This window comes from Pseudomonas sp. HS-18, assembly GCF_020401845.1.
Lineage (GTDB): Bacteria > Pseudomonadota > Gammaproteobacteria > Pseudomonadales > Pseudomonadaceae > Pseudomonas > Pseudomonas nitroreducens.
The window spans coordinates 5117431-5142614 of sequence record NZ_CP084413.1 but is presented as its reverse complement, the minus strand read 5'-3'; the positions used below and the strand labels follow the sequence as shown (position 1 = coordinate 5142614).

The 25184-nt window shown below is 66.2% G+C and carries 14 protein-coding genes; 9 read left to right on the top strand and 5 right to left on the bottom strand.

Features of this window, described 5'->3' with window-relative positions; translation table 11 throughout:
* Nucleotides 1-49 precede the first annotated feature (49 nt).
* The 3 genes from LDJ84_RS23985 (at nt 50) to LDJ84_RS23975 (ending at nt 2052) form a co-directional block, all read left to right on the top strand.
* Complete coding sequence (locus LDJ84_RS23985; RefSeq protein WP_024762862.1) at nt 50-751, top strand: glutathione S-transferase C-terminal domain-containing protein; 702 nt, start codon at nt 50-52, stop codon at nt 749-751.
* A complete protein-coding gene (locus LDJ84_RS23980) occupies nt 748-1053 on the top strand; it encodes a GIY-YIG nuclease family protein (RefSeq protein ID WP_024762863.1) in 306 nt (101 codons plus the stop codon). The genes LDJ84_RS23985 and LDJ84_RS23980 overlap by 4 nt, the downstream gene beginning before the upstream one ends.
* Nucleotides 1054-1116: 63 nt before the next feature.
* Complete coding sequence (locus LDJ84_RS23975) at nt 1117-2052, top strand: glutathione S-transferase family protein (RefSeq protein WP_024762864.1); 936 nt, start codon at nt 1117-1119, stop codon at nt 2050-2052.
* On the opposite strand, the gene LDJ84_RS23970 is transcribed toward LDJ84_RS23975, so the two are convergent.
* The 3 genes from LDJ84_RS23970 to LDJ84_RS23960 form a co-directional block, all read right to left on the bottom strand.
* Entirely contained in the window at nt 2033-2959 is a 927-nt protein-coding gene (locus tag LDJ84_RS23970; RefSeq protein ID WP_226045521.1) for a DUF4344 domain-containing metallopeptidase, read from the bottom strand. The genes LDJ84_RS23975 and LDJ84_RS23970 overlap by 20 nt on opposite strands.
* 277 nt (nt 2960-3236) lie before the next feature.
* Nucleotides 3237-4244 (bottom strand): nucleoid-associated protein YejK, encoded by a 1008-nt coding sequence (gene yejK, locus LDJ84_RS23965; RefSeq protein WP_084359451.1) that lies wholly within the window; start codon nt 4242-4244, stop codon nt 3237-3239.
* Between the two features lie 115 nt (nt 4245-4359).
* Nucleotides 4360-5724: a TAXI family TRAP transporter solute-binding subunit gene (locus LDJ84_RS23960; protein ID WP_170860117.1), complete on the bottom strand. Its 1365-nt coding sequence runs from the start codon at nt 5722-5724 to the stop codon at nt 4360-4362.
* A 133-nt stretch (nt 5725-5857) separates the two neighbouring features.
* Here LDJ84_RS23960 and sbcD point away from each other — a divergent pair, with 133 nt between their 5' ends.
* From sbcD to LDJ84_RS23940, 4 genes are all read left to right on the top strand, one after another.
* A complete protein-coding gene (gene sbcD, locus LDJ84_RS23955; protein WP_226045520.1) occupies nt 5858-7078 on the top strand; it encodes an exonuclease subunit SbcD in 1221 nt (406 codons plus the stop codon).
* The gene (locus LDJ84_RS23950; RefSeq protein WP_226045519.1) at nt 7075-10524 is read left to right on the top strand and encodes an AAA family ATPase; all 3450 of its coding nucleotides are present in this window, start codon (nt 7075-7077) and stop codon (nt 10522-10524) included. The genes sbcD and LDJ84_RS23950 overlap by 4 nt, the downstream gene beginning before the upstream one ends.
* The gene (gene aac(6') / locus LDJ84_RS23945) at nt 10524-10979 is read left to right on the top strand and encodes an aminoglycoside 6'-N-acetyltransferase (protein WP_084359459.1); all 456 of its coding nucleotides are present in this window, start codon (nt 10524-10526) and stop codon (nt 10977-10979) included. Before LDJ84_RS23950 ends, aac(6') begins: the two co-directional genes overlap by 1 nt.
* A gap of 145 nt (nt 10980-11124) precedes the next feature.
* Nucleotides 11125-11805, top strand: coding sequence for a Dps family protein (locus tag LDJ84_RS23940; RefSeq protein ID WP_226045518.1), 681 nt, complete (start codon nt 11125-11127; stop codon nt 11803-11805).
* 67 nt (nt 11806-11872) lie between these two features.
* On the opposite strand, the gene LDJ84_RS23935 is transcribed toward LDJ84_RS23940, so the two are convergent.
* Complete coding sequence (locus LDJ84_RS23935; RefSeq protein WP_226045517.1) at nt 11873-12679, bottom strand: hypothetical protein; 807 nt, start codon at nt 12677-12679, stop codon at nt 11873-11875.
* Between the two features lie 26 nt (nt 12680-12705).
* Nucleotides 12706-13941, bottom strand: coding sequence for a dienelactone hydrolase family protein (locus LDJ84_RS23930; protein WP_024762871.1), 1236 nt, complete (start codon nt 13939-13941; stop codon nt 12706-12708).
* A gap of 372 nt (nt 13942-14313) precedes the next feature.
* On the opposite strand from LDJ84_RS23930, the gene LDJ84_RS23925 reads away from it, so the two are divergent.
* Both LDJ84_RS23925 and LDJ84_RS23920 read left to right on the top strand, forming a co-directional pair.
* Nucleotides 14314-16071, top strand: a complete 1758-nt coding sequence (locus tag LDJ84_RS23925; RefSeq protein WP_226045516.1) for a ShlB/FhaC/HecB family hemolysin secretion/activation protein — start codon at nt 14314-14316, stop codon at nt 16069-16071.
* A 13-nt stretch (nt 16072-16084) separates the two neighbouring features.
* Entirely contained in the window at nt 16085-25156 is a 9072-nt protein-coding gene (locus tag LDJ84_RS23920) for a hemagglutinin repeat-containing protein (RefSeq protein ID WP_226045515.1), read from the top strand.
* Nucleotides 25157-25184 lie beyond the last annotated feature (28 nt).

Below are 25184 nucleotides of genomic sequence, written 5' to 3'. Positions count from 1 at the left end.
GGCGGCGGGATAGGCTTAAATGACAGGCGACTGAGAACCGGACACCGCCATGATCACTCTTTTCCAGTTCCCGCCCGCCTTCAACGTACCCAACGTCAGCCCCTTCTGTCTGAAGCTGGAGACCTTCCTGCGCCTTGCCGGGCTGGAGTATCAGGTCAAGCCCGTGATGGACCCGCGCAAGGGGCCCAAGGGCAAGCTGCCGTTCATAACGCTGGACGGCAAGGCCATCGCCGATACGGCGATCATCATGCGTACGCTGCAGCAGTACTACGAATTCGACCTGGACGCGGGGCTCGACGCCCGTGGCCGCGGTTGGGCGGTATCGATCACCCGTCTGTGCGACGAGCACCTGGTACCGCTGCTGGTGTACTTCCGCTGGCTCGACGAACAGGGCTTCCGTCAGGTGAAGGATGTGATGCTGCGCGGCATTCCCGCGCCGCTGCGGCCGGTAGTGGGCACAATGCTGCAGCGCAAGATCCGCGGCGACCTGAAGGGGCGCGGCCTGCTGCGCCATAGCCGCGACGAGCTGCTGGGCTTCGCCCGCGACGACCTCGAAGCCCTCGACGGCATGCTTGGCGACCTGCCTTACTTCGGCGGCGCCCAGCCCTGCAGCGCCGATGCCGCCACCTACGGGGTGCTGGCCAACCTGATCCTTAGCACCCTGGAAACGCCGCTCAACGACATGGCGCGCAGCTATGAACGCCTGGTCGGCTACTGCGACCGCATGCAGGCGCGGGTCTGGGCGTCGTGACCGCGGCCGAACCCAAACCCTGGTTCGTCTACCTGGTGCGCGCCGAGAATGGCGCGCTTTACTGTGGCATCAGCGACGACGCCCAGCGCCGATTCGAAACCCATCGCACCGGCAAGGGCGCGCGCTTTTTCCACTCCAGCCCGGCCCAGGCGCTGGTCTACGTCGAGGCCTGCCCCGGCAAGGGGGACGCCCTGCGCCGTGAGCGCGCGATCAAGGCGCTGACCAAGAAAGCCAAGGAGCGCCTGGTACTGGCCAATCCGTTCGTCATCAACGCCGTGGATGTCGTCCCATCCGAGGGATGAGGTAGGACTCGCGCGAAGCACGGGTTAAGCTGCCGGACCACTTTCCGGCCGCTGGAGCCCACCATGTCCGAGCTGATCCTGCACCACTACCCGACTTCGCCGTTCGCCGAAAAGGCGCGCCTGATGCTGGGCTTCAAGCAGCTGCCCTGGCGCTCGGTAACCATCCCGCCGCTGATGCCCAAGCCGGACCTGATGCCGCTCACCGGCGGCTACCGCAAGACGCCCGTGTTGCAGGTCGGCGCCGATATCTACTGCGACACTGCGCTGATCGCCCGCCGCCTGGACCAGGAAAAGGCCGTGCCCGCCCTGTTCCCGGAAGGCCACGAATTCACCGTTGCAAGCTTCTCGCTGTGGGTCGACTCGGTGGTGTTCCAGCATGCGGTCAGCCTGGTGTTCCAGCCCGAATCCATTGCCATGCGCTTCGGCAAGCTGCCGCCGGAGTTCCTCAAGGCCTTCGTCGCCGATCGCAGCCAGCTGTTCAGTGGCGGCACGGCCAGCAAACTGTCGGCCGAGCAAGCCAAGCACCAGTGGCCGACCTTCATGGCGCGGGTCGAGGAGCAACTGGCCCGCGAAGACGGCGATTTCCTGTTCGGCGAACCTTCGGTAGCCGATCTGTCCCTCGCCCACTGCCTGTGGTTCGTCAAGGCCACGCCGGTCACCTCACCGCTGGTGGACGCCTATCCGGCGGTCAGTGCCTGGCTCGCTCGTGTGCTGGGCTTTGGCCATGGTGCGCCGAGTGAAATGAGCAGCGAAGAAGCCATCGCCGTGGCGCGCGACAGCCAGCCAGTTGCACTGCCCCAGGAGGACTTCGTCGATCCCAACGGCTTCACACCCGGCCAGCGCGTGGTGATCGCCGCCACCGACTACGGCTGCGATCCGGTGGAAGGCGAGTTGGTGCACGCCGGGCTGGAAAGCCTGATCCTGCGCCGCGAGGACCCGCGCGCCGGTACGGTGCATGTGCACTTCCCTCGCGTCGGCTTCAGCATCCGCCCGGCCTGAGCCCGGCCGGGCCGGGGCACTGCCGCGTCACCGGGGTGCGCAGGCGTGGCAGGTTCTCGGCCATTTCGCGGAAGTGCTGCAGGCGCTCGTAGCAGAGCGCCATTTCCCCGCTGTTGCTGTTGTACCAGGCATCCGGCGCGCCGCAGCTGACCAGCTGGATCGTCAGCGGACGCGGCGGGCGGAACAGCCGGAACACCTCGTCCACCATGCGTTGCAGATGATCGCCGTCACGTAGCAGGGCGATCAGCGGCAGCGTGCTATCGCGGTCCACCGCCGGCGTGTCGTAGTTCAGACGCAGCGCCGCGCGGTGCTGGATCGACGGGTGCCGCCGCGCGTGGCGAATCCACTCGAACGCCTTGCTGGCCTGCAGGAACTCCTGGTCGCAGTAGACGGCACGTTCGTAGGGCAGCCCGGTCAGGGGCGGCAGCCAGTCCAGGCGCGCCATGTCGCTGCCGTAGAGCAGGCAGGCGATGTTGTAGTAGCGCTGTTCGTCCAGCGGATGGCTGTCCCAGGCCAGCACCTGGTCCGGCGGCGGCTTGGGTGTCTGCCATTCCAGGCGCCAGTAATCGGCGATGTCCAGCAGGCGCGCGTCCACCTCGTCGCGCGGCAGCTTCGCGTAGAGGCGGAACAGCAGGATGAAGCCGAGCTGGTCCGCCGCGTCCTCCTCGCGTCCGAGCACCGGAAGGTCGTACTCGGCGATCAGCATGTGCCCCATCTCGTGCATCACGCTGAATTCGGCGTTGGCCAGCACGAAGCGCGCGACGTTGGGTGTGAGCGGCTGCGGCGTCGGGGCAGCGAAAAGGAGGTTGACGCAGAGCAGCAACAGCAACGCGAGGTACGAGCAGTGCATCCGGGGATGCCCGGAGAGCGGGGACGCTACGACAGTGAAGGCGTGCAAGGCGGGCATGGCGGCCACCGCGAGCGAGAGGCGCCTGATTTGACTCTAGCAGCCGCACCGCGCGGGCTGCGGGGCGTTTTGTCGGAAGTCCGTGCCGCGCTCGCTTGAGTCCTCTGTCCTGCAGGCTCATGAGCAAGAACTGGGCGCCCCCCTCGCTCCTGCAGTTCGCCGGAATGCCCGGTGGGCTTTTTTAGAGGAGCGAGCTTGCTCGCGAACCGCCCTGCGCCCAATCGCCACGCACAAAAAAGCCCATCGCGAGATGGGCTTTCTCATGGGTGAAAAATCGTCAGTCCTTGCGGCGCTTGAGCTGGTCCTGCAACTGCGTCGGCAGACCGCGGATGATCAGCATGTCGCGCTCCTCGTCGTACTCCACCTTGCTGCCCAGCAGATGCGCTTCGAAGCTGATCGACAGCCCTTCGGCGCGACCGGTGAAGCGGCGGAACTGGTTGAGGGTGCGCTTGTCCGCCGGAATTTCCGGCGACAGGCCGTAATCCTTGTTGCGGATGTAGTCGTAGAAGGCGCGCGGTGCCTGGTCGTCCATCAGCTCGGAGAGCGCGTCGAGGGCCATCGGCTCGCCGATCTTCGCCTGGCTGGTGGCGTAGTCCACCAGCACGTCGGTCTTCTCGCGGGCCTGCTCTTCGGGCAGGTCTTCGCTTTCCACGAAGTCGCTGAAGGCCTTGAGCAGGGTGCGGGTCTCGCTCGGCCCGTCGACGCCCTCGGTGCAGCCGATGAAGTCGCGGAAGTAGTCCGAGACCTTCTTGCCGCCCTTGCCCTTGATGAACGAGATGTACTGCTTGGACGTCTTGTTGTTGCGCCATTCGGAGATATTGATCCGCGCAGCCATGTGCAACTGGCCCAGGTCCAGATGGCGCGACGGGGTGACTTCCAGCGCCTCGGTGACCGCCACGCCTTCGCTGTGGTGCAGCAGGGCGATGGACAGGTAATCGGTCATGCCCTGCTGGTAATGGCAGAACAGCACGTGGCCGCCGGTGGAGAGGTTGGACTCTTCCATCAGCGTCTTCAGGTGTTCCACCGCCTGCTTGGAGAAGGCGACGAAGTCCTTGCCGTTGTCCAGGTACTCGCCCAGCCAACCACTGAACGGGTAGGCGCCGGACTCGCCCTGGAACAGGCCCCAGGCCTTGTTCGGCTTGGCGTTGTAGCTCTCGTTGAGGTCGGCCATCAGGTTCTCGATGGCCTGGGAGTCGCCCAGCTCGGCATCGCGCGCATGCAGCGTCGCGGGGTTGCCGTCGGGCTTCTTGTCGATCAGGTGGACGATGGCGTGGCGAATCGGCATGGCGGACCCGGATGTTCAGTGCCGGCGGCGCCGCGCGCATCGAAGCGGCGGCGGGGCGGGCGGATTGGAAAACGCCAGAGTTTACCCGACAAGGCGCCGGGATGCGCGACGCCGATCAGTCCGCCGCCGGTGCCAGCCCCTCGTCGCGCTCGCGCCGATTGCGGCGCAGCTGGCGCAGGCGGCGAATCACGTAGTTCAGGTGCAGGTGCAGTTCGTACAGCTCGTTGTAGTAGGACAGCGGCACCTCGACCTTGGCCAGCTCGGCTTCCAGCTGTTCCAGGCGCTCGATTTCGGTGCTCAGCTCGGCGCTGCCGGTACGTTCGTCCAGGCGCCGGTCGATTTCGCGCAGGTAGCGGTACCAGCGGTAGATGCGCGCGCGGATGCGCCAGCGGTACAGCGGGCCGATGGACTTGAGCAGCGGAATGAGGATGGCGATGAAGGGGATCAGCAGGATGATGTAGCGATCCGCCAGCGAGGCGATGCGGAATGGCAGGAAGCGCTGCAGCAGCGGCGGGCCACTCTTGTAGTAGCGCTCGGCATCTTCCTGCAGGGCCAGGGTGCGCGGCTCGGCGCTGGGGAAGGCGCCGGCCGGGTCGAGCAGGGTGCCGCTCTTCATCACGGCTCGCGCGGCCTCCAGGATCAGCGGGGTGAGCGCCGGGTGGAAGTCGCCATTGACCACCAGGGTGGCAACCGGTGAAAGCGTAGCGAGGTCCTGGTCGGGCACGTTCTGCGCGAGGTTCAGCAGGCCCTCGCTGACATCGACGCGCTTGAGAAAGGGAATCCGCGCCTCGTACGCGTGGGCACGGCGAAAGCCGGTGAGCGTGAGCTCGGGGCTGGCCGCCAGGCGCTGCACCAGCGGGTTCTCCGCCGGGCCGACGAAGAAGGCCGCGTCCAGCTGGCCGGCCAACAGTTCGTTGGCCACCGCATTGCCGCCGCGCGCCTGCCAGCCTGCCGGCAGGGGCGCGGTGGGAATCTCATTGGCCTTGAGGATGGCCTGGGTCACCGCTTCGGTGCCGCTGCCTTCGCCGCCGATGGCGACGCGCAGAGCGAGCAGGTCGGCCAGGCGATCGATCTTCGCCTCGCGGCGCTGGAACAGCCACAGCGGCTCCTGGAACATCGCGCCGAGGGTTTGCAGGTGCTCGCGCTGCTTGGGTTCAAGCTGCTGCTCCTGGCCGCTCTGCACCAGTGCCAGGTCCACACCGCTCTTGCCGTCCAGCAGCTTGCCCAGGTTTTCCCGCGAGCCGGCGGTGCGTACCAGTTGCAGATCGAAGCCCTGCTTGGCCAGCTCCTCCTTCAGTCGCTGGCCGAATACCGCGTAACCGCCGCCCGGCGCACCGGTGGCCAGGGTCGCGCTCATCGGCGGCGGCGGGGCGACGAAGTAGAAGACGGCGGCGACCAGTGCAGCCAGCACCGGCACCAGCCAGAGGTTGGCGCGGACCAGGATGGCGAGGTCCTTGAGCATGTTCAGAAGGCGTTGCATGGGAAGTCCTTGTGACGACGTGCTGTCCTGAAAAGATAGCCAGCCTGTGCGGCGGCGGCCGGCGAATACGCCCTTGATGGAGCTTGAACCGCTATCATCCCCAGCTTCGAAATACGGCTGCGGACTTCACGGCATGCGCATTCTCCACACCTCCGACTGGCACCTGGGCCAGCATTTCATGGGCAAGAGCCGCGAGGCCGAGCACCAGGCGTTCTGCGCCTGGCTGATCGAACAGGTGCGCGAGCAGGCCGTGGATGCGGTGATCATCGCCGGGGACATTTTCGACACCGGCGCGCCGCCCAGTTATGCCCGCGAACAGTACAACCGCTTCATCGTCGAGCTGCGGGATACCGGCGCTCGCCTGGTGGTATTGGGTGGAAACCACGACTCGGTGGCGATGCTGGAAGAGTCCCGCGACCTGCTCGCCTGCCTCGATACGCAGGTGATCGCCGCGGTCGGCACCGACCTCGAGCGCCAGTTGCTGGTGCTGCCGCAACGTGACGGCCAGCCCGGCGCGATTCTCTGCGCGATCCCCTTCATTCGCCCACGCGACGTGCTCACCAGCCAGGCCGGACAGAGTGCGCAGGACAAGCAACTGGCGCTGCAGCAGGCGATCCAGGCGCACTACCGCGAGCTGTTCGAGCGCGCCGAGGCGCAGCGCGAGGCCCTCGGCCGGCACCTGCCGATCATCGCCACCGGCCATCTCACCACCGTGGGCGCGAGCGCCAGCGAGTCGGTGCGGGAAATCTACGTCGGGACCCTGGAAGCCTTTCCCACCAGCGCCTTCCCGGCGGCGGACTACATCGCCCTGGGCCACATCCACCGGCCGCAGAAGGTCGGCGGCCTGGAACACATCCGCTACTGCGGCTCGCCCATTGCGCTGAGCTTCGACGAGGCGACCCAGGGCAAGGAAGTGCTGCTGGTGGACCTGGATGACAGTGGCCTGCGCAGCGTCACCGCGCTGCCGGTGCCGCGCTTCCAGCCGCTGAAATCGGTGTCCGGCAGCCTCGCCGAACTGCCCGCCGAACTGGCCCGCGTCGCCCGCGAAAGCAGTGCGGAGCAACCCGTCTGGCTGGAAGTCATGGTGCACACCGATGACTACCTGACTGATATCCAGCTACGCGTCGAGAAGCTTTGCGAAGAACTGCCGGTGATCGTCCTGCGCACCCGCCGCGAGCGCGGCACCGCGCAGGCGGCGCTGTTCAGCGAAGCGAAGGAAACCCTCGACGAGCTGAGCCCCGAGGATGTGTTTCGCCAGCGGCTGGACGCCGAGGAACTGGACGCAGCGCTGCGCGAACGACTGACCGGACTATACCGACAGGTCGTCGCCGACCTGCAGGAGGAACGCTCGTGAGAATCCTCAGCCTGCGCCTGAAGAACCTCAATTCGCTGAAGGGCGAATGGAAGATCGATTTCACTGCCGAACCTTTCGCCGGCAACGGCCTGTTCGCCATCACCGGGCCGACCGGAGCGGGCAAGACCACCTTGCTCGATGCCATCTGCCTGGCGCTGTACCACCGTACGCCACGCATGAGCGTGCTGTCGCAGAGCGGCAATGAGCTGATGACCCGGCATACTGCCGACTGTCTCGCCGAAGTCGAGTTCGAGGTGAAGGGGCAGCCCTATCGCGCCTTCTGGAGCCAGCGTCGCGCCCGCGACAAGGCCGAAGGCGCGTTGCAGGCGCCAAAGGTGGAGCTGGTGCGTATCGACCGCGCCTCCGGCGAAGGGCAGATCCTCACCGACAAGATCAACGACAAGCTCAAGCAGACCGAGACCCTCACCGGCCTTGATTTCGAGCGTTTCACCAAATCCATGCTACTGGCCCAGGGCGGGTTCGCCGCCTTCCTCGAGGCCAACGCCAACCAGCGCGCGGAACTGCTGGAGGAGCTCACCGGCACGGAGATCTACGGCCTGATTTCCCAGCGCGTCTTCGAGCGCACCCGTGAAGTTCGCGGCGCGCTGGACCAACTGCGCGCCCGCGCCGACGGCGTTGAACTGCTCAGCGCCGAGCAGCGCGGCGAGCTGGAGCAGCAAGGGCGCGATGCTGCGGTGCAGGAAGCGGCTTTGCAGGCGCAGCAGTCGGCCCTCCAGGCGCAGCGTCGCTGGTGCGAAGACCTCAGCCGTGCTCAGCAGCAGGTCGAGCAGGCCGGCGCGAAGGAATCCGCTGCCCGCGAGGCGCTGGAGCAGGCACGACCCGATCTGCAGCGCTTGGCGGACAGCGAGCCCGCTGCTCGTCTGCAGCCCTTGCACCAGGCCTGGCGAAGCACCCGGGAGAATGTCGAACAGGGCCGCACGGCGCTGGAGGACAATCTCGCTCAGCAGACGCTCCGGCGAGAAGAGATCGCCCAGGCGCTGTGGGCGGCGAACCAATATGCTCAGCAATCGCAGGATGCATGCGAGGGCGAGCGCAAGGCCCTTGGCGAGCAGCGCCAGGAGCTGCAGGCGCGCCTGGCGCAGTACCCGCAGCGAGCGAAGCTGGGTGAGCTGCTCGGCGGCTGGCGGGCACAGTTCGCCCAGCGTTCGCGCCTGGCCCAGGCCATCGCCGACGTGCAGCGGCAGGCGCAGACGGCCGACCAGGCATTGCAGAGCGCGACGACACAACGGCAGACCCTGCAAGGCAACGTCGCTTTCATGCAACAGCAGGTCGAGTCGGCAGGCGCACAGGAAGGCCAGCATCAGCAGCAGCTCTCGGCGTTGCTGGGTGGAGCTACCGACGGTGAGCTGCGTGAGCGGCTGCAGCACGGGCAATTGCACAGCCGTGGGCTGGACCGCCTGGAGCAACTGGCCCGGGCCCGCGCCGAGGCCGCCGCGCAACTGGCGCGCTGCCAGCCGGAGCTGGATGCGCTGCACCAGCGCAAAGCCGAGCGCGACAGCGTTATCGTCGCGTTGCGCGAGCGTTATCAGACGACCAAGCAGCAGGTTGCCGACAAGGAAAAGCTCCTGCAGCAGGAGCAGCGCATCCACCAGCTGGAGCATTTGCGTGCGCAGTTGCAGCCCGGCGAGGCGTGCCCACTGTGCGGTTCTCAGGAACACCCGGCGGTAGCGGCCTACCAGGCGCTGGATGTGTCCTCGACACAGGCGGCGCTGGAGCAGGCGCGCCAGCAATTGGCCGAGCTGGAAAGCGAGGGCATTGCCCTGCGTGGCGAGCTGGCCGGGCTGGAGGCGCAATTGCAGCAGGGGCAGCGCCAGCTGGACGAAGCGCGGGCCGCGTTGGTGCAGTATCAGCAAGCTTGGCAGCAACTCTGCGCGGAACAAGGGGTAGCGCTGGACGACGACCAGCAGCTCCACGCAGAACGCGAGCGCCACGAGGCTTCGCTGACGGCATTGTTGCAGCAGCTGAAAACCCTGGAAGAGCACCGGCACCAGCTCCAGCAGGCACAACAGCAACGCCAGCGCGCCGAGCGCGATCACGCCGAGGCCGTACAGCAACTGGCGCTGTTCGACCAGCAGCAAACCCATGAACGCCAGCGCCAGGAAGAGCGCGCGCAGCAGCTCGCGGCCCAGCGCGCGGAGCTGTTACAGCAGGACCAGGCGTTGGCCGCCGCACTCGGCGAGCTGGGCTACAGCGTGCCGGAAGACGGCGAGCATTGGCTGGCCGAGCGCTCGGCAGAATGGCAGCAATGGCAGCAGGATCAGCAGCGCAGCCAGGAGCTGGCAGCCGCTGAGCGGGATGCCGAACAGGCTGCCCGCACGGCGCAACAGCTCGCCGCGCAATGGCAGCAGCGCTGGCAGGCCGCCGGCTTCGATGCGCGCCTGCCTCTGGTGATTCACGTGGCGCCGCAACAGGCACTGGTGCAGGCCGAGGAGCAACTGGCGGCCGCCCAGCGCCAGGCCGATGCCTTGCGAGGCCGTGAGCAGTCGCTGAGCGAGCGGCAGGAGCAGGAGCAGGCACGTCTCGCCGAACACCTGGCGAGCTGGCAGCAGGCGCTGGCGGCGAGCCCCTTTGTCGACGAGTCGACCTATCTTGCCGCGCTGCTGGACGATGCCCAGCGCAGCGAACTCAGCCAACTGCGCCAGCGCCTGGAAACGGCAATTACCGAAGCCGTCACCCTGCGTGCCGCTGCTGCGCAGGATGTCGAGCGCTTGCAGGCAGAACCCCACGGCGAACTGCCGCTGGAGGAACTCGACCTGCAATTGCAGGCGCTCGCTGCGCAGTTGCGCGAGCTGGGTCAGCGCCAGGGCGAAATCCGCGCCCAGTTGCAGGGCGACGACAACCGTCGCGCCAGCCAGCAGAGCCTGTTCGCGGATATCGCCAAGCAGGAGCAAGAGCACGATCTCTGGCAGCGCCTCAACAGCCTGATCGGCGCCTCCGACGGCGCGCGTTACCGGCGCTTCGCCCAGGGCCTGACCCTCGATCACCTGGTGCACCTTGCCAACCGCCAGTTGCAGCGCCTGCATGGACGCTACCAGCTGGCGCGGCGCAGCGATGGCGAGCTGGAGCTGGAGGTGGTGGATACCTGGCAGGGCGACACGGCGCGCGACTGCAAGACGCTGTCCGGGGGCGAGAGCTTCCTGGTCAGCCTCGCGCTGGCGCTGGCGCTGTCCGACCTGGTCAGCCACAAGACCAGCATCGACTCGCTGTTCCTCGACGAAGGTTTCGGCACCCTCGATGGCGAGACCCTGGAAGTCGCGCTGGATGCCCTCGACAGCCTCAACGCCACGGGCAAGACGATTGGCGTGATCAGCCACGTCGAGGCACTGAAGGAGCGCATTCCGGTGCAGCTCAAGGTGCACAAGGGCGTTGGCATGGGCTACAGCCAGCTCGACCAGCAGTTCCGATTCGACCCGGAGAAAGCCTGATGGGCCTCTCCGTGCACCGCTGCGAAGAACGGGATCTGCCCGACTGGATCGAGCTGCGTCTGCAACTCTGGCCGGGCGATCATGCAGACGCGTTCGTTGCGGAGGCGCGGGACATCCTCGCGCAGCCGCAACGCCACGGCGCCTGGCTGGCCCGCGACGAAAAGGGCAGGGCGCTGGGGCTGGCGGAGGCCTCTGTGCGCAGCGATTACGTGAACGGCACGGAAGGCTCGCCGGTGTTGTTTCTGGAGGGCATCTACGTCCGCGAAGACGCCCGCCGGCAAGGCGTGGCGCGGGCTCTGGTGGGCGTGGTGCAGGCTTGGGGCGGCGCGCTCGGCTGCCTGGATTTCGCTTCCGATGCGGCGCTCGACAATACCGACAGCCATGCTCTTCATCGTGCCCTGGGCTTCATCGAAACCGAGCGTGTCGTGTACTTCAGAAAGCCGCTGCGGGGTTGATCCACATCAGGAGGAACGCGAGCGCGGCACTGCGGTCAACTTGCAATCGACGTCAGGCGAGATAGGCTCAAGACCGCGTAAGTCAGCCGCTCCCGCCTGGGTCGGCATCCACAGGTATCGTGATCTTTCGTAGAGGTGATTGGTGATGAAGAAATCCGCATCGGCTCCGAAGAAACCCGCAGCGGCCAAACCCGCCGCGAAGCCGGCTGCGAAAGCGGCCAGCAAACCTGCCGCAAAACCGGCCGCTGCCAAGCCGGCCGCCAAGGCCGCTGCCAGCAAACCCGCTGCTGCGAAGACGGCTGCTGCCAAGGCCGTCCCACGCCGTGCACCCGCGCTGGCCACGCCGTCTGACCTGAGCAAGAACGCCACCCGCGATCTGTCTGCGGCGCTCAATCGCCTGCTGGCGGATGTCTTCGCGCTCTACCTGAAGACCAAGAACTTCCACTGGCACGTGAGCGGTCCGCACTTCCGCGACTACCACCTGCTGCTGGATGACCACGCCACCGAGATCTTCGCGATGACCGACGCGATTGCCGAGCGCAACCGCAAGATCGGCGGCAACACCATCCGCTCCATCGGCCACATCGCGCGCCTCAAGCGCATCCTCGACAACGATGCCGAGTTCGTGCAGCCGCTGGACATGCTGGCCGAGTTGCAGGAGGACAACAAATCGCTGACCTCCTACATGCGCGAGGTCCATGGCCTGTGCGACGAGTACCACGACATCGCCACTGCCAGCCTGATCGAGAACTGGATCGACGAGACCGAGCAGCGCACCTGGTTCCTCTTCGAGACCAGCCGCCGTGGTGATAACACCGGACACTGATCGGTACGACAAGAAATACCAAGGCCGCCTTCGGGCGGCCTTGGTATTTGTAGGAGCGCGCTTGCTCCTACAGTGCCGGCTGGCTCTGCCAGAAGGTGGAAAATTCCTCGAACGGATAGCGCTCGCCGTCGAAGCTGACGGTCTTGCGCACAACTCTTGAGGCGCCGACATTCTCACCCGCCGATTCGCGCTGCACCTTCGAGGTGACGATCAGGTCGGCATAGCCGTGATGGACTTCCTGGCCCATCGACAGGGTGAGTTGCGAGCGTTCGATGACCGTGCGCTGATCACTGCAAGTCTGGCCCTCCAACGTCGTCCACTGCCGCAGGTAGGTGCGGAAGACTTCCTTGAGCTTGGCGCCCTGCGGCGCGTAGAGGCTGAAGTCGTCGTAGGACCAGGCGTCCGGGCAGCTCGCGCCGCGCGCCACGCTGCCAATGACCAGGCCGAAACCGCGCACATCCGGCGCCAGGCGATAGCGGGCGGTGTCGAGCCACAGGCTGGAGCTGTCGATCTCCACCATGGCGTCCTCGCCGATGCTGTCGTCGACGCGCGTCACCAGCTTGCCGCTGGCCGTGTCGAACTGGCCGACCAGCAGGTTCAGGTTGCGCTCGCCGGGCTCGGTCTTGTCGTCCGCCGTGCTGTAGGCGACTGCGACCACCTCGAGCTTCGGATCATCCGGCCAGGCCTTGCAGGCGGCAGCGACCACCGGCGTTGCCGCAGCGGACTCCGGTGCCTGCCAGCCCTGCTGGCCGAGCAGCCCGGCCAGGGTCTGCAGGGTGGCGTCGTCGCAGGGCTGTGCGGTGCGCTCCGCTGCGCCAACGCTACCGGCAAGTACCAGCAGCGCGGCGCAGATCCATTTCCCTATGGGGTACATCAGTGGCTCCTTGTGCGAGCGGAGGATCAGCGACCGTCGCTGTCCTTCCACTTGTTCATCAGGGTGTTGGAAACCAGGCTCTCGTCGAGCAGCTTCTTCGCCGTCTCCACGCCGGCCACCGGCAGGCCGGCAGGGTCGAGCAGGCCGATCTGCACCAGCACGCTGGCCTGGTCCCAGTAGATGTGTTCGTGGCACAGCTTGTCGCCGCGGAAGCGGATCACGCCGAGCATGGGGATCTCCACGTACTTGCCGGTGGGCGGCACGCCGGGAAGCATCCAGTCGATCTCGGTGGAGTGGGTGAAGCACATGACGAATTCGTCCACCACCTGCAGCGCGCCGACGGTGCGGGAGATCGGCACCAGTTTCATGTCCGGCGGATTGCCGTGGACGAAGTGGTTGCGGTAGAAGCGCGCCAGTTCGTCCTGGCCGACGCCGCCAGTCATGGTGGGGATATGGTTGACGTAAGGCTGGGCGACCATGGTTGCCATGGTCGCGGGCACGTCGCGGGCCGCGAATTCGTGGTGGATGTGGTCTTCCCAGAGTTTCGACAGGTCGAAGTCCGGGCCGATCTCGCGCTTGAGCGCGCCGATGCTGCGCTCGTGGGCCATCAGCGCGGCGGGCTTGTCGAAGTGCATGCCGTTGGGGCGGGCGAAGGCGTGGTCGACGCCGGGGTAGCTGTAGATCTCCGCCTTCGGCAGTTTGCCCAGCACCTCGCCGATGGCTGCGCGGGCGTTGGCGTCGCAATACACGTCCTGCTCGGCGAAGTGCAGCACGAGGCGACCCCGGATATTCTGCGCCTCGTCCAGCAGGTGCTCGATGCCCATGCCGTAGTAGCCCACCGAGCAGGCCGCGTCGGTGCGCGCGGCGGTGAGGTAGGCGAGCTTGCCGCCCAGGCAGAAGCCGACGTAGCCGATGCCGCGATCTTCGACTTCCGGCAGTGCGCGCAGGGCGTCCATGGCGGCCGCGATGTCGTCCACGCCCTTGTCCACGTCGAAGCGTTGGAACAGGTCGATGGCCTGGCCGAACTCGGCCTCGCTGTAGCCCAGCTCGAGGTTGGGCTGCAGGCGCCAGAACAGGTCGGGTACCAGGGCGACGTAGCCTTCCTCGGCGTAGCTGTCGGCGATGCTGCGCATGTTGGCGTTGACGCCGAAGATCTCCTGGCCGATCACCACGCCGGGGCCACGCCCGCTGGCCGGTACCGCGAGATAACCGCTGAAGCTGCCGCTGCCGTCACGCGCGGCGATGCTGATGCTCTTGCCCATGGTCCACTCCTGTCTGGCTCGTTGTTGTTCTGTCGGACGGGATTATTCCGGTATTCACCGGCATCGGAAAGACCGGTGCTCCCGCATCAAAGGTGTCTCAAAAATACGACACTTGCCGTATGTGCCGCCGCCACCGCCCTCCCTAAGCTGATCCCACCCAAAGGACGCAGTTCGAAGGATCATGGAGAGACCCAGGGCATGGTCGAGTCGTCGTGCCCGCTGATGGCAGCCGTCGTGGCTGTCTCCCTTTCGATCTCCTGAGCGCCGTTGCCACGGCAGCCTTCTCCTCGTCCCCCAGCCCCCCGTCGTACCGGGCATCTGTCTGCTCGGCGTCTTGCGGTGGGCGTTCCCAAACCGAGGAGAGGTTCGACGATGTCCCTGCCAGGATGTGCATCCATGATCGGTAGCGCGCTGCGCACGATCGGCCGCTGTTCCCTTCTGCTGTTCGCCGCATTGTGGCCCGGCGCTGGCAATGCCGCCGGACCGGGTGCGGTAATCGAGAACGCGGTGCGCCAGGCCGACCGCCTGCAACGCGACTCGATCGAACGCCTGCAGCAGCAACAGCAACAGGACCGCAGTTCCGCAGAGCCACCCACGCACCTGCAGGTTCCGGCCGGCAAGGCGCGGGAGCTGCCCGAAGGCCCCTGCCGGGATATCCGCTCTATCGAGGTACGCGGTGCGAAGCTGATCCGCCCCTCTAGCGTCGACCTGCTGGTGCAGCCCTACCAAGGCAAGTGTCTGGGCGTGCGGGAGATCGAGCAGGTGCTGTCGGCCATTACCGCGGCGTATATCGCCAAGGGCTATGTGGCGGCGCGGGCTTACCTGCCGGCGCAGGATCTTTCCGGCGGTACGCTGACGGTGGACGTGGAGGAGGGCCGGGTCGAGACGATCCGCGTGGAGGACGGCGGCGCCGGCTCCATCTCAGTGCCCAACGTCGCGCCCGGGGTGGTCGGCAAGCCGCTGAACCTGCGCGATCTCGAACAGGCGCTGGACCAGATCAACCGTCTGCCTTCCAACGACGCGGTGATGGACATCGCGCCGGGCAGTGCGCCGGGTGACAGTGTGGTGCTGTTCAGCAACCATCCCATGCGACCGGCACGACTGAACCTCACCTACGACAACTATGGCCAGGATTCCACCGGGCAGAACCAGGCCGGCGCCAACCTGGCATTGGACAACCCGCTGGGCTTCAACGACTTCCTCAGCCTCACCCATCGGCGTGCCGTGCCCTATGACGCTGGCAGCCGCGCGTCGTACCTGAGCAACCTGAGCTACGTGGTGCCTTTCGGCTACGCCACGGTCAGTTTCAATGCCTCCGACACCCATTACGCCAGCCACATCCGTACGGCCGGCGGCACTCGGTTGCGCACCAGCGGCGATTCCAGTTTCTACTCGCTGCGGACCGACTACGTGGCCTGGCGTGGCCGGCAATCACTGTGGAACCTGTCGGCGACGCTGACCCGCAAGGACTTCAAGAACTACCTGGAAGACATCTACCTGGACGTCAGCAGTCGCAAGCTGACCGTGCTGGACCTGGATTCGTCCTTCACCACCCAGTTGCTCGGCGGCTCGTTCACCGTAAACGCTGGGGTTTCCCGTGGCCTGAAACTGTTCGATGCGCTGGATGACCCGTCCGGCCTGCCGGACTACGCGCCGCGCGCGCAGTACACCGCGTTCAAGTACGGCGCCAACTGGTACCGGCCGTTCCTGATGCTCGGTCAGTCGTGGAGCTTCACCTCGCAGTTCGCCGGGCAGAAGGCGCAGGACGTGCTCTACGGCTCCGAGCAGATGCTCGTCGGCAGCCTCTACAGCGTGCGTGGCTTCGAGGAGCAGAGCCTGTCGGGCGACAACGGCTGGTTCCTGCGCAACCAACTCAACCTGCACCGCATCTTCGCCCTGCGTCAGGGCCTGGCCGGGCAGATCCGGCCGTATGTCGCACTGGACCACGGCAAGGTGTGGAACCGCGAGCCCGGCCTGCCGCAAGGCAAGCTGACCGGCGCGGCGCTGGGCGTCAGCACCACCCTGGGGGTGTTCAACCTCGACGTCTTCCATGCCTGGCCTCTCGAGAAGCCGGACTTTCTCGAGCGCCCCAGCGATTCCACCTACTTCAGCGCCAGCCTGAGTTTCTGAGGGAACAGCCGTCATGAACCACGTCTATCGAGTGATCTGGAGTGTGTGCCGCAATGCCTTCGTCGTCGCCTCGGAACACGCCTGTTCCCAGGGCAAGCGCGGCGCTACCGGTGCGGGGAGCACAGGGGCGGGCGGGAAGATCGGAGTGTTCGTGCTGGGCAGCCTGTCCGCCGCGCTCTACGCGCAGTCGGCGCTGGCCGGCGGGGTGCAGACCGCCGATGGCAATACCCAGGCCTACCGCGCCGGCAACGGCGTGCAGGTCATCGACATCGCCGCCGGCAATGCCGCCGGTGTCTCGCACAACCGCTACATCCAGTACAACATCGACCCCAGCGGCCAGGTGCTCAACAACAACTCGGCGAAGACGGGCACGGGAGCCCTGCAGTCGCAGCTGGCAGGCCAGGTGATGCCGAACCTCAACCTGAACGATCAGGCGCGGGTCATCCTCAACGAGGTGGTGGCGAATAATCGTTCGAGCCTGCAAGGCTACGCCGAAGTGCTCGGCGGCAAGGCCGACGTGATCATTGCCAACCCATACGGCATCACCTGCGCCGGCTGTGGTTTCATCAACAGTGACCGCGCGACTCTCACCACTGGCCAGCCGGTGCTGGGCGCGGACGGTTCGGTGAGCGGCTTCCAGGTCAACCGTGGCGATATCCTGGTCACCGGCAAGGGCCTGGATAGCCAGCGCCAGGACGTGCTCGACCTGGTGGCGCGCAACGTGCTGATCGATGGCCAGGTGAACGGCAAGGATGTCGGCATCGTCGCCGGCAGCAACCGCTTCAACTATGCCGATCGCTCCGTCAACGCCCTGGCGGCGGACGGCGACAAGCCGGCCTACGCCATCGACTCCACGGCGCTGGGCGGCATGTACGCCAACCGCATCCGCCTGCTCGCGACCGAAGATGGCGTTGGCGTGCGCATGCGCGGCGAGGCGGCCAGCTCCAGTGACTTCACCCTGAGCGCTTCCGGGCGGATCGAGCTGAACGGGCGGGTTGGCGCCGTGCAGAACCTGGCGGTGAAGTACACCGGCAGCCAGGTCGATGGCGGCGCTCTGCAACTCAATGGCAGCAACGCCGAACTCAGCGCCAAGGGCGATATCGGACTCGATGCGGGCGTCGGTGGTGTCAGCCTGAACGCTGGCAAGCTGACCGCCGAGCGCGACCTTGGCGTGAGCGCTGCCAGCCTGCTGGACAGCTCCGCGGGCCAGAGTCGCTTCGCCGCCCGTAACCTGCGCCTGAGTATCAGCGGCAATGCGGCGGTGGACGGTTCCGCCTGGGGGGCTGGCGGCGCATCGACCCTGCGTTTCGGCAGCCTGCAGGTGGGGGCCAGCGGCGCGAGCCTGTATGCCGGCAGCGGTCTTGATCTGCGCGGCCGCGGTGATGTGAACCTGGGCACGGCGACACTGAGCGCCGGGACCCGTGCACAATTGGCATCGGAAACCGGCAGCCTGCGCAGCGCCGGCCAGGTGAAGGCGCAGAGTGGCCTGAGCCTGGAAGCGGCCGGGCAGTTGGAGAACGCCGGGCAACTGCTCAGCGGCGGCGATCTCGATGTACAGGGCGCCGGTTTGAGCAACAGCGGCACCGTGCAGGCGGCGGGTGCGCTGCGGTTGGGTGCTGCCGGGCGCGAGTTGAAGCTGGACAACCAGGCGAGCGGCCAACTGCTGGGCGATACCCTGGCGATCCAGGCCGGCGTACTGACCAATGCCGGCACGCTGCAGGCGACGCACGGCAGCCAGATCAACGCGCGAAGCCTGGACAATCGTGGGCAGATCCTCGGCTCAACGGTGGCTGGCAAGGACACGCAGATTCGCCTGAGTGGCGCGCTGGCCAACCAGGGGACTGTGCAGTCGGCCGGCGTGTTGCGCATCGACGCCGATGGGGTGCTCGGCAACCGCGGCAAACTGCTGGCGCTCGATAGCGCGCATGGTGGTAGCAATGGCGCGCTGGACGTGAGCGCACAGCGAATCGACAACAGCGGTGTGCTGGATGGAGGCGGTGACTTGCGAGCTACCGCTCGCTCGGCTGCGGCCGACAGCTTCGTCAACAATGGCACGCTGCAAAGCGCCGCCGACCTGCGCCTGGACGTGGGGGGTGCATTGAGCAACGGCGCCGGCGCCCAGGTCATCGCGGATGGCGCGCTGAGCGTGACCTCGGCCCTGGGCGATTTCAGCCTGGGCAACCTGGGGCTGCTGCAAGGACGCACGGGGCTGGCGCTGGGCGAGCTGAATCGCCGCGTTGCCCTGGTCAACAACGGCCAGGTGCTGACCGGCGGGCGTCTCGTGCTCGCGGGCTCAACGCTGGAGAACCGTGGCGCGATCCAGGCGGGGACCGGTACGCAAATCACGGTGGGCAGCCTGCTCAATGCGGCAGCGGGCAAGCTGCTGGCGTCCACCGTGGCGGGCAGCCAGGACAACTTCAACCTGGGCAGCTTCGACAACCAGGGCCAACTGCAATCGGCCGGCAGCCTGAGCATCACCAGCAGCGACGCGCTGAAGAACAGCGGTACGCTGTGGGCCCAGTACGCCTCGGGCAGCCTGCTGTTGCAGGGCGGTGCGCTGAACAACAGCGGCAACATCGAAGGCGCAGGCGCCACGTCATTGCTCAGCAGGGGGCTGCTGAGCAACAGCGGGCAGGTGCACAGTGCAGGCGACTTGGCGCTGAGCACTCAGGGCGATGTGAGCAATACCGGCAAGTTGTTGGGGGACCGTAACCTCAGCCTCGATACCACCACGACGGCCAACCTCACCAACACCGGGCGTATCCAGGCGACCGGCAGCCTGCGCATCGGCGACAACGCCGCACGGTTTGCCGCGCTGAACAACAGCCTTTCCGGCGTATTGCTGGCCGGCAATGCGCTGAACCTGTACGGCCGCTCGTTGGACAACCAGGGCAAGGTCAGCACGGCGGGTACGATTGCCGCGCAGCTGGACTGGTTGACCAACGGAGCGGTGAGCAACTACAACGCGGCCATCGTCGCCGGCGGCTCCACCGGCGACAGCCAGTTCACGATAGGCACCCTGCTGAACAACTACGGTGTCATTCACGCCAACGCCAACCTCAATCTGAACGCCGGCACTATCAACAACTACAACACGGGTGGGCTGTCGTCCCTGGGCGAGCTTGACGTGAGAGCTTCCAGCGGCGCGATCGACAACTACGGGGCGCTGTATGCCAGACAGTGGTTGTGGTTGAACGCCACCGAGAACGGTGTATACAACCGCGTCGGCGCGACTATCGACAGTAGTGGCGGGATGACCAGCAACAGCTACGACTTCGTCAACAACAGCTCGGTGGTGGCGCTGGGCAACATCACCATCAATACCCTCCGTAGCTTCACGAACGAAACCACGCTGGCCAGCGGGCAATCCATCAGCAAGGCGCTGGGTGGCGCAGAGGAGATTCGTAACCGCAACTCCTGGCAGATTGCCAACGAGGGCAGTCTCGACAAGGGGATAAACGCCTGGGTCTACGAAGAAGACTTCACCCGGCGTGAGTATCTGGTGGGCATCACCGAGAGCGCGCTTCGGGCATTGCCCAAGGCGGGCATCATTGCCACCGGTTCCGGATCCCGGCTGAGCGTCAACTACGGTGGTTCCGGCCTCAACAAGATCGCTGTGCTCTCGGCAAGCAACGTCTCGATTGGCGGCACGGGGACGTTCACCAACGAGGACTTGACCCTCTATTCATTCGACTACACCCGTCGCTGGATTCGGGTTGACGATGAGAAGTCGTCGGCGGATGACCACTTCGTCACCTGGGCCAGGATCAACCCCAATCGCGATGGCTGGGACGGTGACCCGGATGACGATGACAACGACATGTGGGATTGGAACCCCGGTTGGGGGTGGGCTCGCAGCGAGGAGATGTCCGGTGGCAGCTTCCCTGCGGAGCTGGAACGCTGGGCCCAGCAGGCATCCATCGCCGGGGCCGTGCGCAAAGGAACTCCGACCAACCTGGGTGGCTTCGGTGCCGGGATCTTTGCAAGCGATTTTCGCTTCACCTCGGGCACATTGAACAACGCCGGTTCTCCCTATGCTGGCGACCCTACCTGGGCTGCCCAGAGCGGTCTGATCTCTGGTTCCGTCAAGACTCGCAGCAGCGCGGGGGAGGGCAGTACAGTTGCCAGCGGTGTCAGTTCGCTGGGCGCCATCGATGCAGCCGGGCGCGTGGGTATCGTCGCCGGAGGCCCGTTGTCCTTCGCCTCCCTGGACCTGCGCCTGCCCAGCAATCCCAACGGCTACTTTGTGATCAGCCGCGAGCCAGGCGCGGGCTTCCTGATCGAAACCAACCCGCTATTCGCCGTTGGCTCCGCTTACCTGGGCTCGGATTACCTGGCGCGACTTTACGGATACGACACCGACACCCTGCAGAAACGCCTGGGCGATGCCGACTACGAGGCCTACCTGATCCGCCAGCAGCTGATCCAGCAGATCGGCAGCAACGTGATCCACGGCTACGCCAACGAAGCTGAGCAGATGAAGCAGATGATGGATCAGGCCTATGCCCAGAGCGGGGCGCTGGGTCTGGAATTCGGCAAACCGTTGACAACCGAGCAGGCCGCTTCGCTGACCCAGGACATCGTCTGGATGGAGGAAGTCCAGGTGGGTGGCCAGAAGGTGCTGGCGCCGCGTGTCTATCTTGCCGCGAACACCATCGCGTCGGTCGCCACGGGGGCCGTGATTGCCGCCAATGACATCACTATCGGTGGCTCCGGTCTGAACAACACCGGCGGCACCATTGCTGGTAGCAACCGCCTGACGGTGAATACCAGCGGCGATATCAGCAACACCAGCGGCACCCTGCGCGGCGGCGACGTAAGCCTGGCGTCCAGTCAGGGCAGCATTCGCAATCAGACTCTGGCCGAGCAGAATGGCGATAGCCATACCGCATCGACGAGCATCGGCAACACGGCAAGCATCGAGTCGACCGGCGACCTGGCGATGAATGCCGGCAAGGACCTCACCGTTATCGGCGGCAACGTGGCCGCCCAGGGCAATGCGACACTCACCGCCGGCGAGAATGTCACCTTCGACACCATCGTCAGCCATACGACCACCACCACTGGCTACGTCGCGCCGGAGCACAGCGGCGGCAACGCCTGGGGATCGCAGACCACTACCGGCGATCAACACATCGGCTCTACGCTGAGCAGCGGCGGCAACCTGGCGATCAGCAGCGGCGGGGATACCACCATTGCCGGCTCGACGGTCGGCGCGGGCGGTGATCTGGCCGTGAAGACCGGCGGTGACTTCAGCCTCGAGGCACGCCAGGATACGCGTTCCACCCAGACCAGCAGTCACGTATCCGGACTGGGTGTCGGCGGTGGGCTCGCGGGCAGCGAAACTATTACCACTGACGACTTCAAAGGCACCAACGCCGGCTCCGGCATCACCGTCGGCGGCAATGCCAGCGTGGACTCCAAGGGCAGCATGGCCCTGCAGGGTTCGTCGATGAAGGTCGCAGGTGATGCCGACATCGATGCCAGCAAGGGCATCAATGTACTCGATGGGTTGGACGAGGAGCGCCACAGCAAGACGACCGAGACTACGACCTTCCTCAAGGTTGGCGGCGCCGGCAACGCTTCGTCCAGCTCAGGCAGCGGCGCTCACGCTGGAGCCGAAGGTCGCAAGGCGTCGGCTGGTGCCGAGGCGACGGCCGACGCGCAGGCCTCCGGCAACGGCGACCTGAAGTTCTCCGAGCGCACCACCACCACCAGCAACTCCGGCTCGCGGACCAGCGTCGGTTCGACGCTGCAGGTAGGCGGCGACCTGCGTGCCAACACCGACGGTACGCTCAAGGTGCAAGGCTCGACGGTGCAGTCCGGTGGCGACATGACCCTGAATGCCGGAAACACCGAAGTGCTTGCTGGCCGTAACGAAACCTGGAGCAACACCAGCACCTCCCGCGAGTCAACCGGCATCTTCAGCGACGGCAGCGCGCAGGCGGGCGCCCAGGCCAGCGCCGAAGCCCAGGCCGGCGTACCCGCTGGCGCCAAGACCGGCGCACAGGCCGCAGCGTCGGCCAGCGCCGAGGGTACGGCAACCATCGGTGTGCGTACCGAGCACGACAGCAGTTCGGATTATTCCCTGCGCAACAGCGGCTCGACGCTCAAGGCCGGCGGCGACCTGAACCTGAGCAGCCAGGGCAACGCCACCTTCGTCGGGGCGAATGTGGCGTCCGGCGGCGATATCAACATCGCTGCGAAGAACATCGACAACCGCGCTGCACAGGACATCGACGAACATTCCAGCGACCATTCCTCGCAAACGGCTGGCGTCTACTTTGGTGGTGATGCCAGCGCCCAGGCCTCCGCTGGCGCCCATGGCAAGGTGGGTAGCACCGGCGCCGGCGCCAAGGCCGAAGCCAGCGTTGGCGGTGAAGCCAACGGCAGCGCCGGGCTGCGTTACCAGCGCGAAGACAGCAGCGAAACCAGCGGTTCGGTGAGGCAGGTGACCTCCAGCTTCAAGGCCGGCGGCACGCTCACCCGCACCGCCACGGGCACCCTTACCGACCAGGGAACCCAGCTGGAGGCCGGCGGTGACATCCACCAATCGGCGCGGGAAGTCCGTGATGTGGCGGTGAGCGACAGCCAGTACAGTAGCAACGACGGCAGCCACCACGAGGCGCGGGTTGGTGTCGGTGCGAGCGCCGGAGCAGAAGCCGCCGCCGGTGCCAATCACAAGGGCGAAACTCAAGCCGGTGCGGGTGCCAGCGCAGGGGTGGGTATACGCGCCAGCTATGACGGTGGCAGCGAAAGCGCCGAACAGCGCGATACCCAGGCGGTGACGACTCGCTACAAGGCCGGCGGCAACATCAACTCCAGCTCCAGCGGCACCACCCGACTGATTGGTGCGCAGATGCAGGCCGGGGGCGACGTCAACCTGCAGGCCGGCACGCTGGACTACCAGGCTGCCCGTGACACCAGCAGCAGCGAGAGCCATTCGCAGAGCACCAATGCCGAGCTCAAGGTGGATGTGGTGGGCAAGGCCGGCGGCGAGATGACCGCCGGGCACAGCCAGTCGCAGTCCAGCTCAAGCAGCAGCACGGCGCAGGTCGGTGGTATCAGCGCGGGAGGCAACCTAAACATCCGCACCCGGGGCGATACCACCCTGGAGGGCACCCAACTGGCGGCCGGCAACGGCGCAAGCATCGATGCCGGCGGCAACGTCAACTTCAAGGCGGCCCACGACACCGCCGAGAGCCAGTCCAGCTCCACCAGCGTCGAGGTCGGCGGCAGCACGGAGCGGGCGGGCAGTTCCTCGGTCAGCGGTGGCTTCACCCACGATGAGTCCAACGACCGGAGCGATCTGGCACGCGGCGGCAGCATCCAGGCCGGTAATGGCGGAATCAGTATCCGCAGCGGCGGCGACAGCAATTTCGAGGGCGCTCGCCTGAGCACCGGCGGGGATACCGAAATCGCTGCGGGCGGCAACGTTCGTCTGGGGGCCACCAGCGGCACCGAGACCGGCGAGGGTAAGCGCCTGGAGGTGTCCGGAGGCCTGCAAACCAACGCGGCCGGCAGCAAGAAGAAGGGCAGCCTGGGCGCCGGCGAGTCGACTACCGACCGCGCGGCGTCCAGCGGTACTCTGATCCAGTCGGGCGGCAGCACACGAGTCGCCGGCGGCACCGTGGTGGACCAGCAGGCGAGCATAGAGTCCGGCCAGGGCACGCAGATCAGCGGGACGCTGGTGAAGGTCGGTGCCGACAGCCATGACAACAGCGACGAGCGTCAGCTCAACCTGAAGATGAACCAGGACCCGAAGGACAAACCGGCCTCGGGCGCTTCGGCTCAACCCCAGGCTGCCGCGCGACTTCAGGCCCCCGGTGGCACCACCACCGCTGACGCGGCGATGCTCAAGTCGCTGGCCCAGAGCGCGCCCGCGCAGGTTGCCGGCGCTGGGACGGACGCGGCGAGGGTGACGCCGGTGGACATCAATGCGCTGCTTGAGCAAGCCCCGCCGCAATTGATTGAGGACCTCGTGAAGGCCAAGCAGCAGATCGAGGCGGAGAATGCTGCCTTCATCGCGCAGAAGCAGCAAATGACCGGTACAGGAGAGTCTGAGGCCGCTAGTCCCGCCAAGCTCGCGGCGCTGGAACAGCACATGAACGACTTGATTGGGCAGTTGGAGGGGCCTGCCAAGGGCAAGCTGGATACCGCACAGCTGAATACGCTCATCGAGCAGGCAAAGCAGAAACAGAGTGGCACGCCGGACCTGACCCAAAGTCGCCCGCTGGAGCAGCCGGGCGATGCGGGCGCGCGCGAACAGGCGCAGCAGGCGCAGCAGGCGCAGCAGGCGAAGGAGGCTGCCTTGAAAGCACAGGCCAGTGCTGCCGCTGATGCGAAGAGCGAGCAACTGAAGAAACTTCAGGCGCAGAAGGAGGCGGCGCTCAAGGCAGCACAGCAGACCGCCGGCAAGCCCGCCGAGAGTGCGGCTTCCGCATCGCCAGCTGCACCCGCCAGCGGGGCGCAGACCGGTCCGGGAACGGTGGCGGGACTGCCAGCCCGCACCAGCACTGCGGTCAGTGACGCCCAGCAGCAGTACCAGGACGCCATGAATGAGGCCAACGGCCTCGTCCAGCAGATCAAAAACGGGGCGAACCCTCAGCAGACCCAGGCTGTCGAGCAGATACAGCAGCTCATCGCTCGCTTGTCGAGCTCCGCCAGTCAGCCGGACAACGCGGCGCAATTCGCGCAGATACAGGCGCAGATTGATTCGCTGATCAAGAGCCTGGGCGCCGCTTCGGCCAACGACGGTGCGGGCGTGCGAGATGTGGGGGGCATAGGGGCGACCGCAGGGAAGACACTCTCCCCCGCTGCGCTGGATCAACTGCCACTGTTACTGCAGACATTGGGGGCTCAGCTTAATGCCGAACGTGTCGCTCGCGCACAATCGAAGCAGGAATCGACGGAGCAAACCATGCAGCAGGGCATGAGTGCGGCTACAGCCGTTCAGGAAAAAATGGCACAGCAGATGCAACGGGCCATCGGGGCTGGCGCTGCGCAGGTTGCCGCAGGCGCCGCAGCATCCGGAGCGGCCACCAAGGCGGCGGGCAGCGCGAAGCCGGCAGTACTCAAGCCTTGAGTTGACACCCGCGCGCGCCTGGTCGACA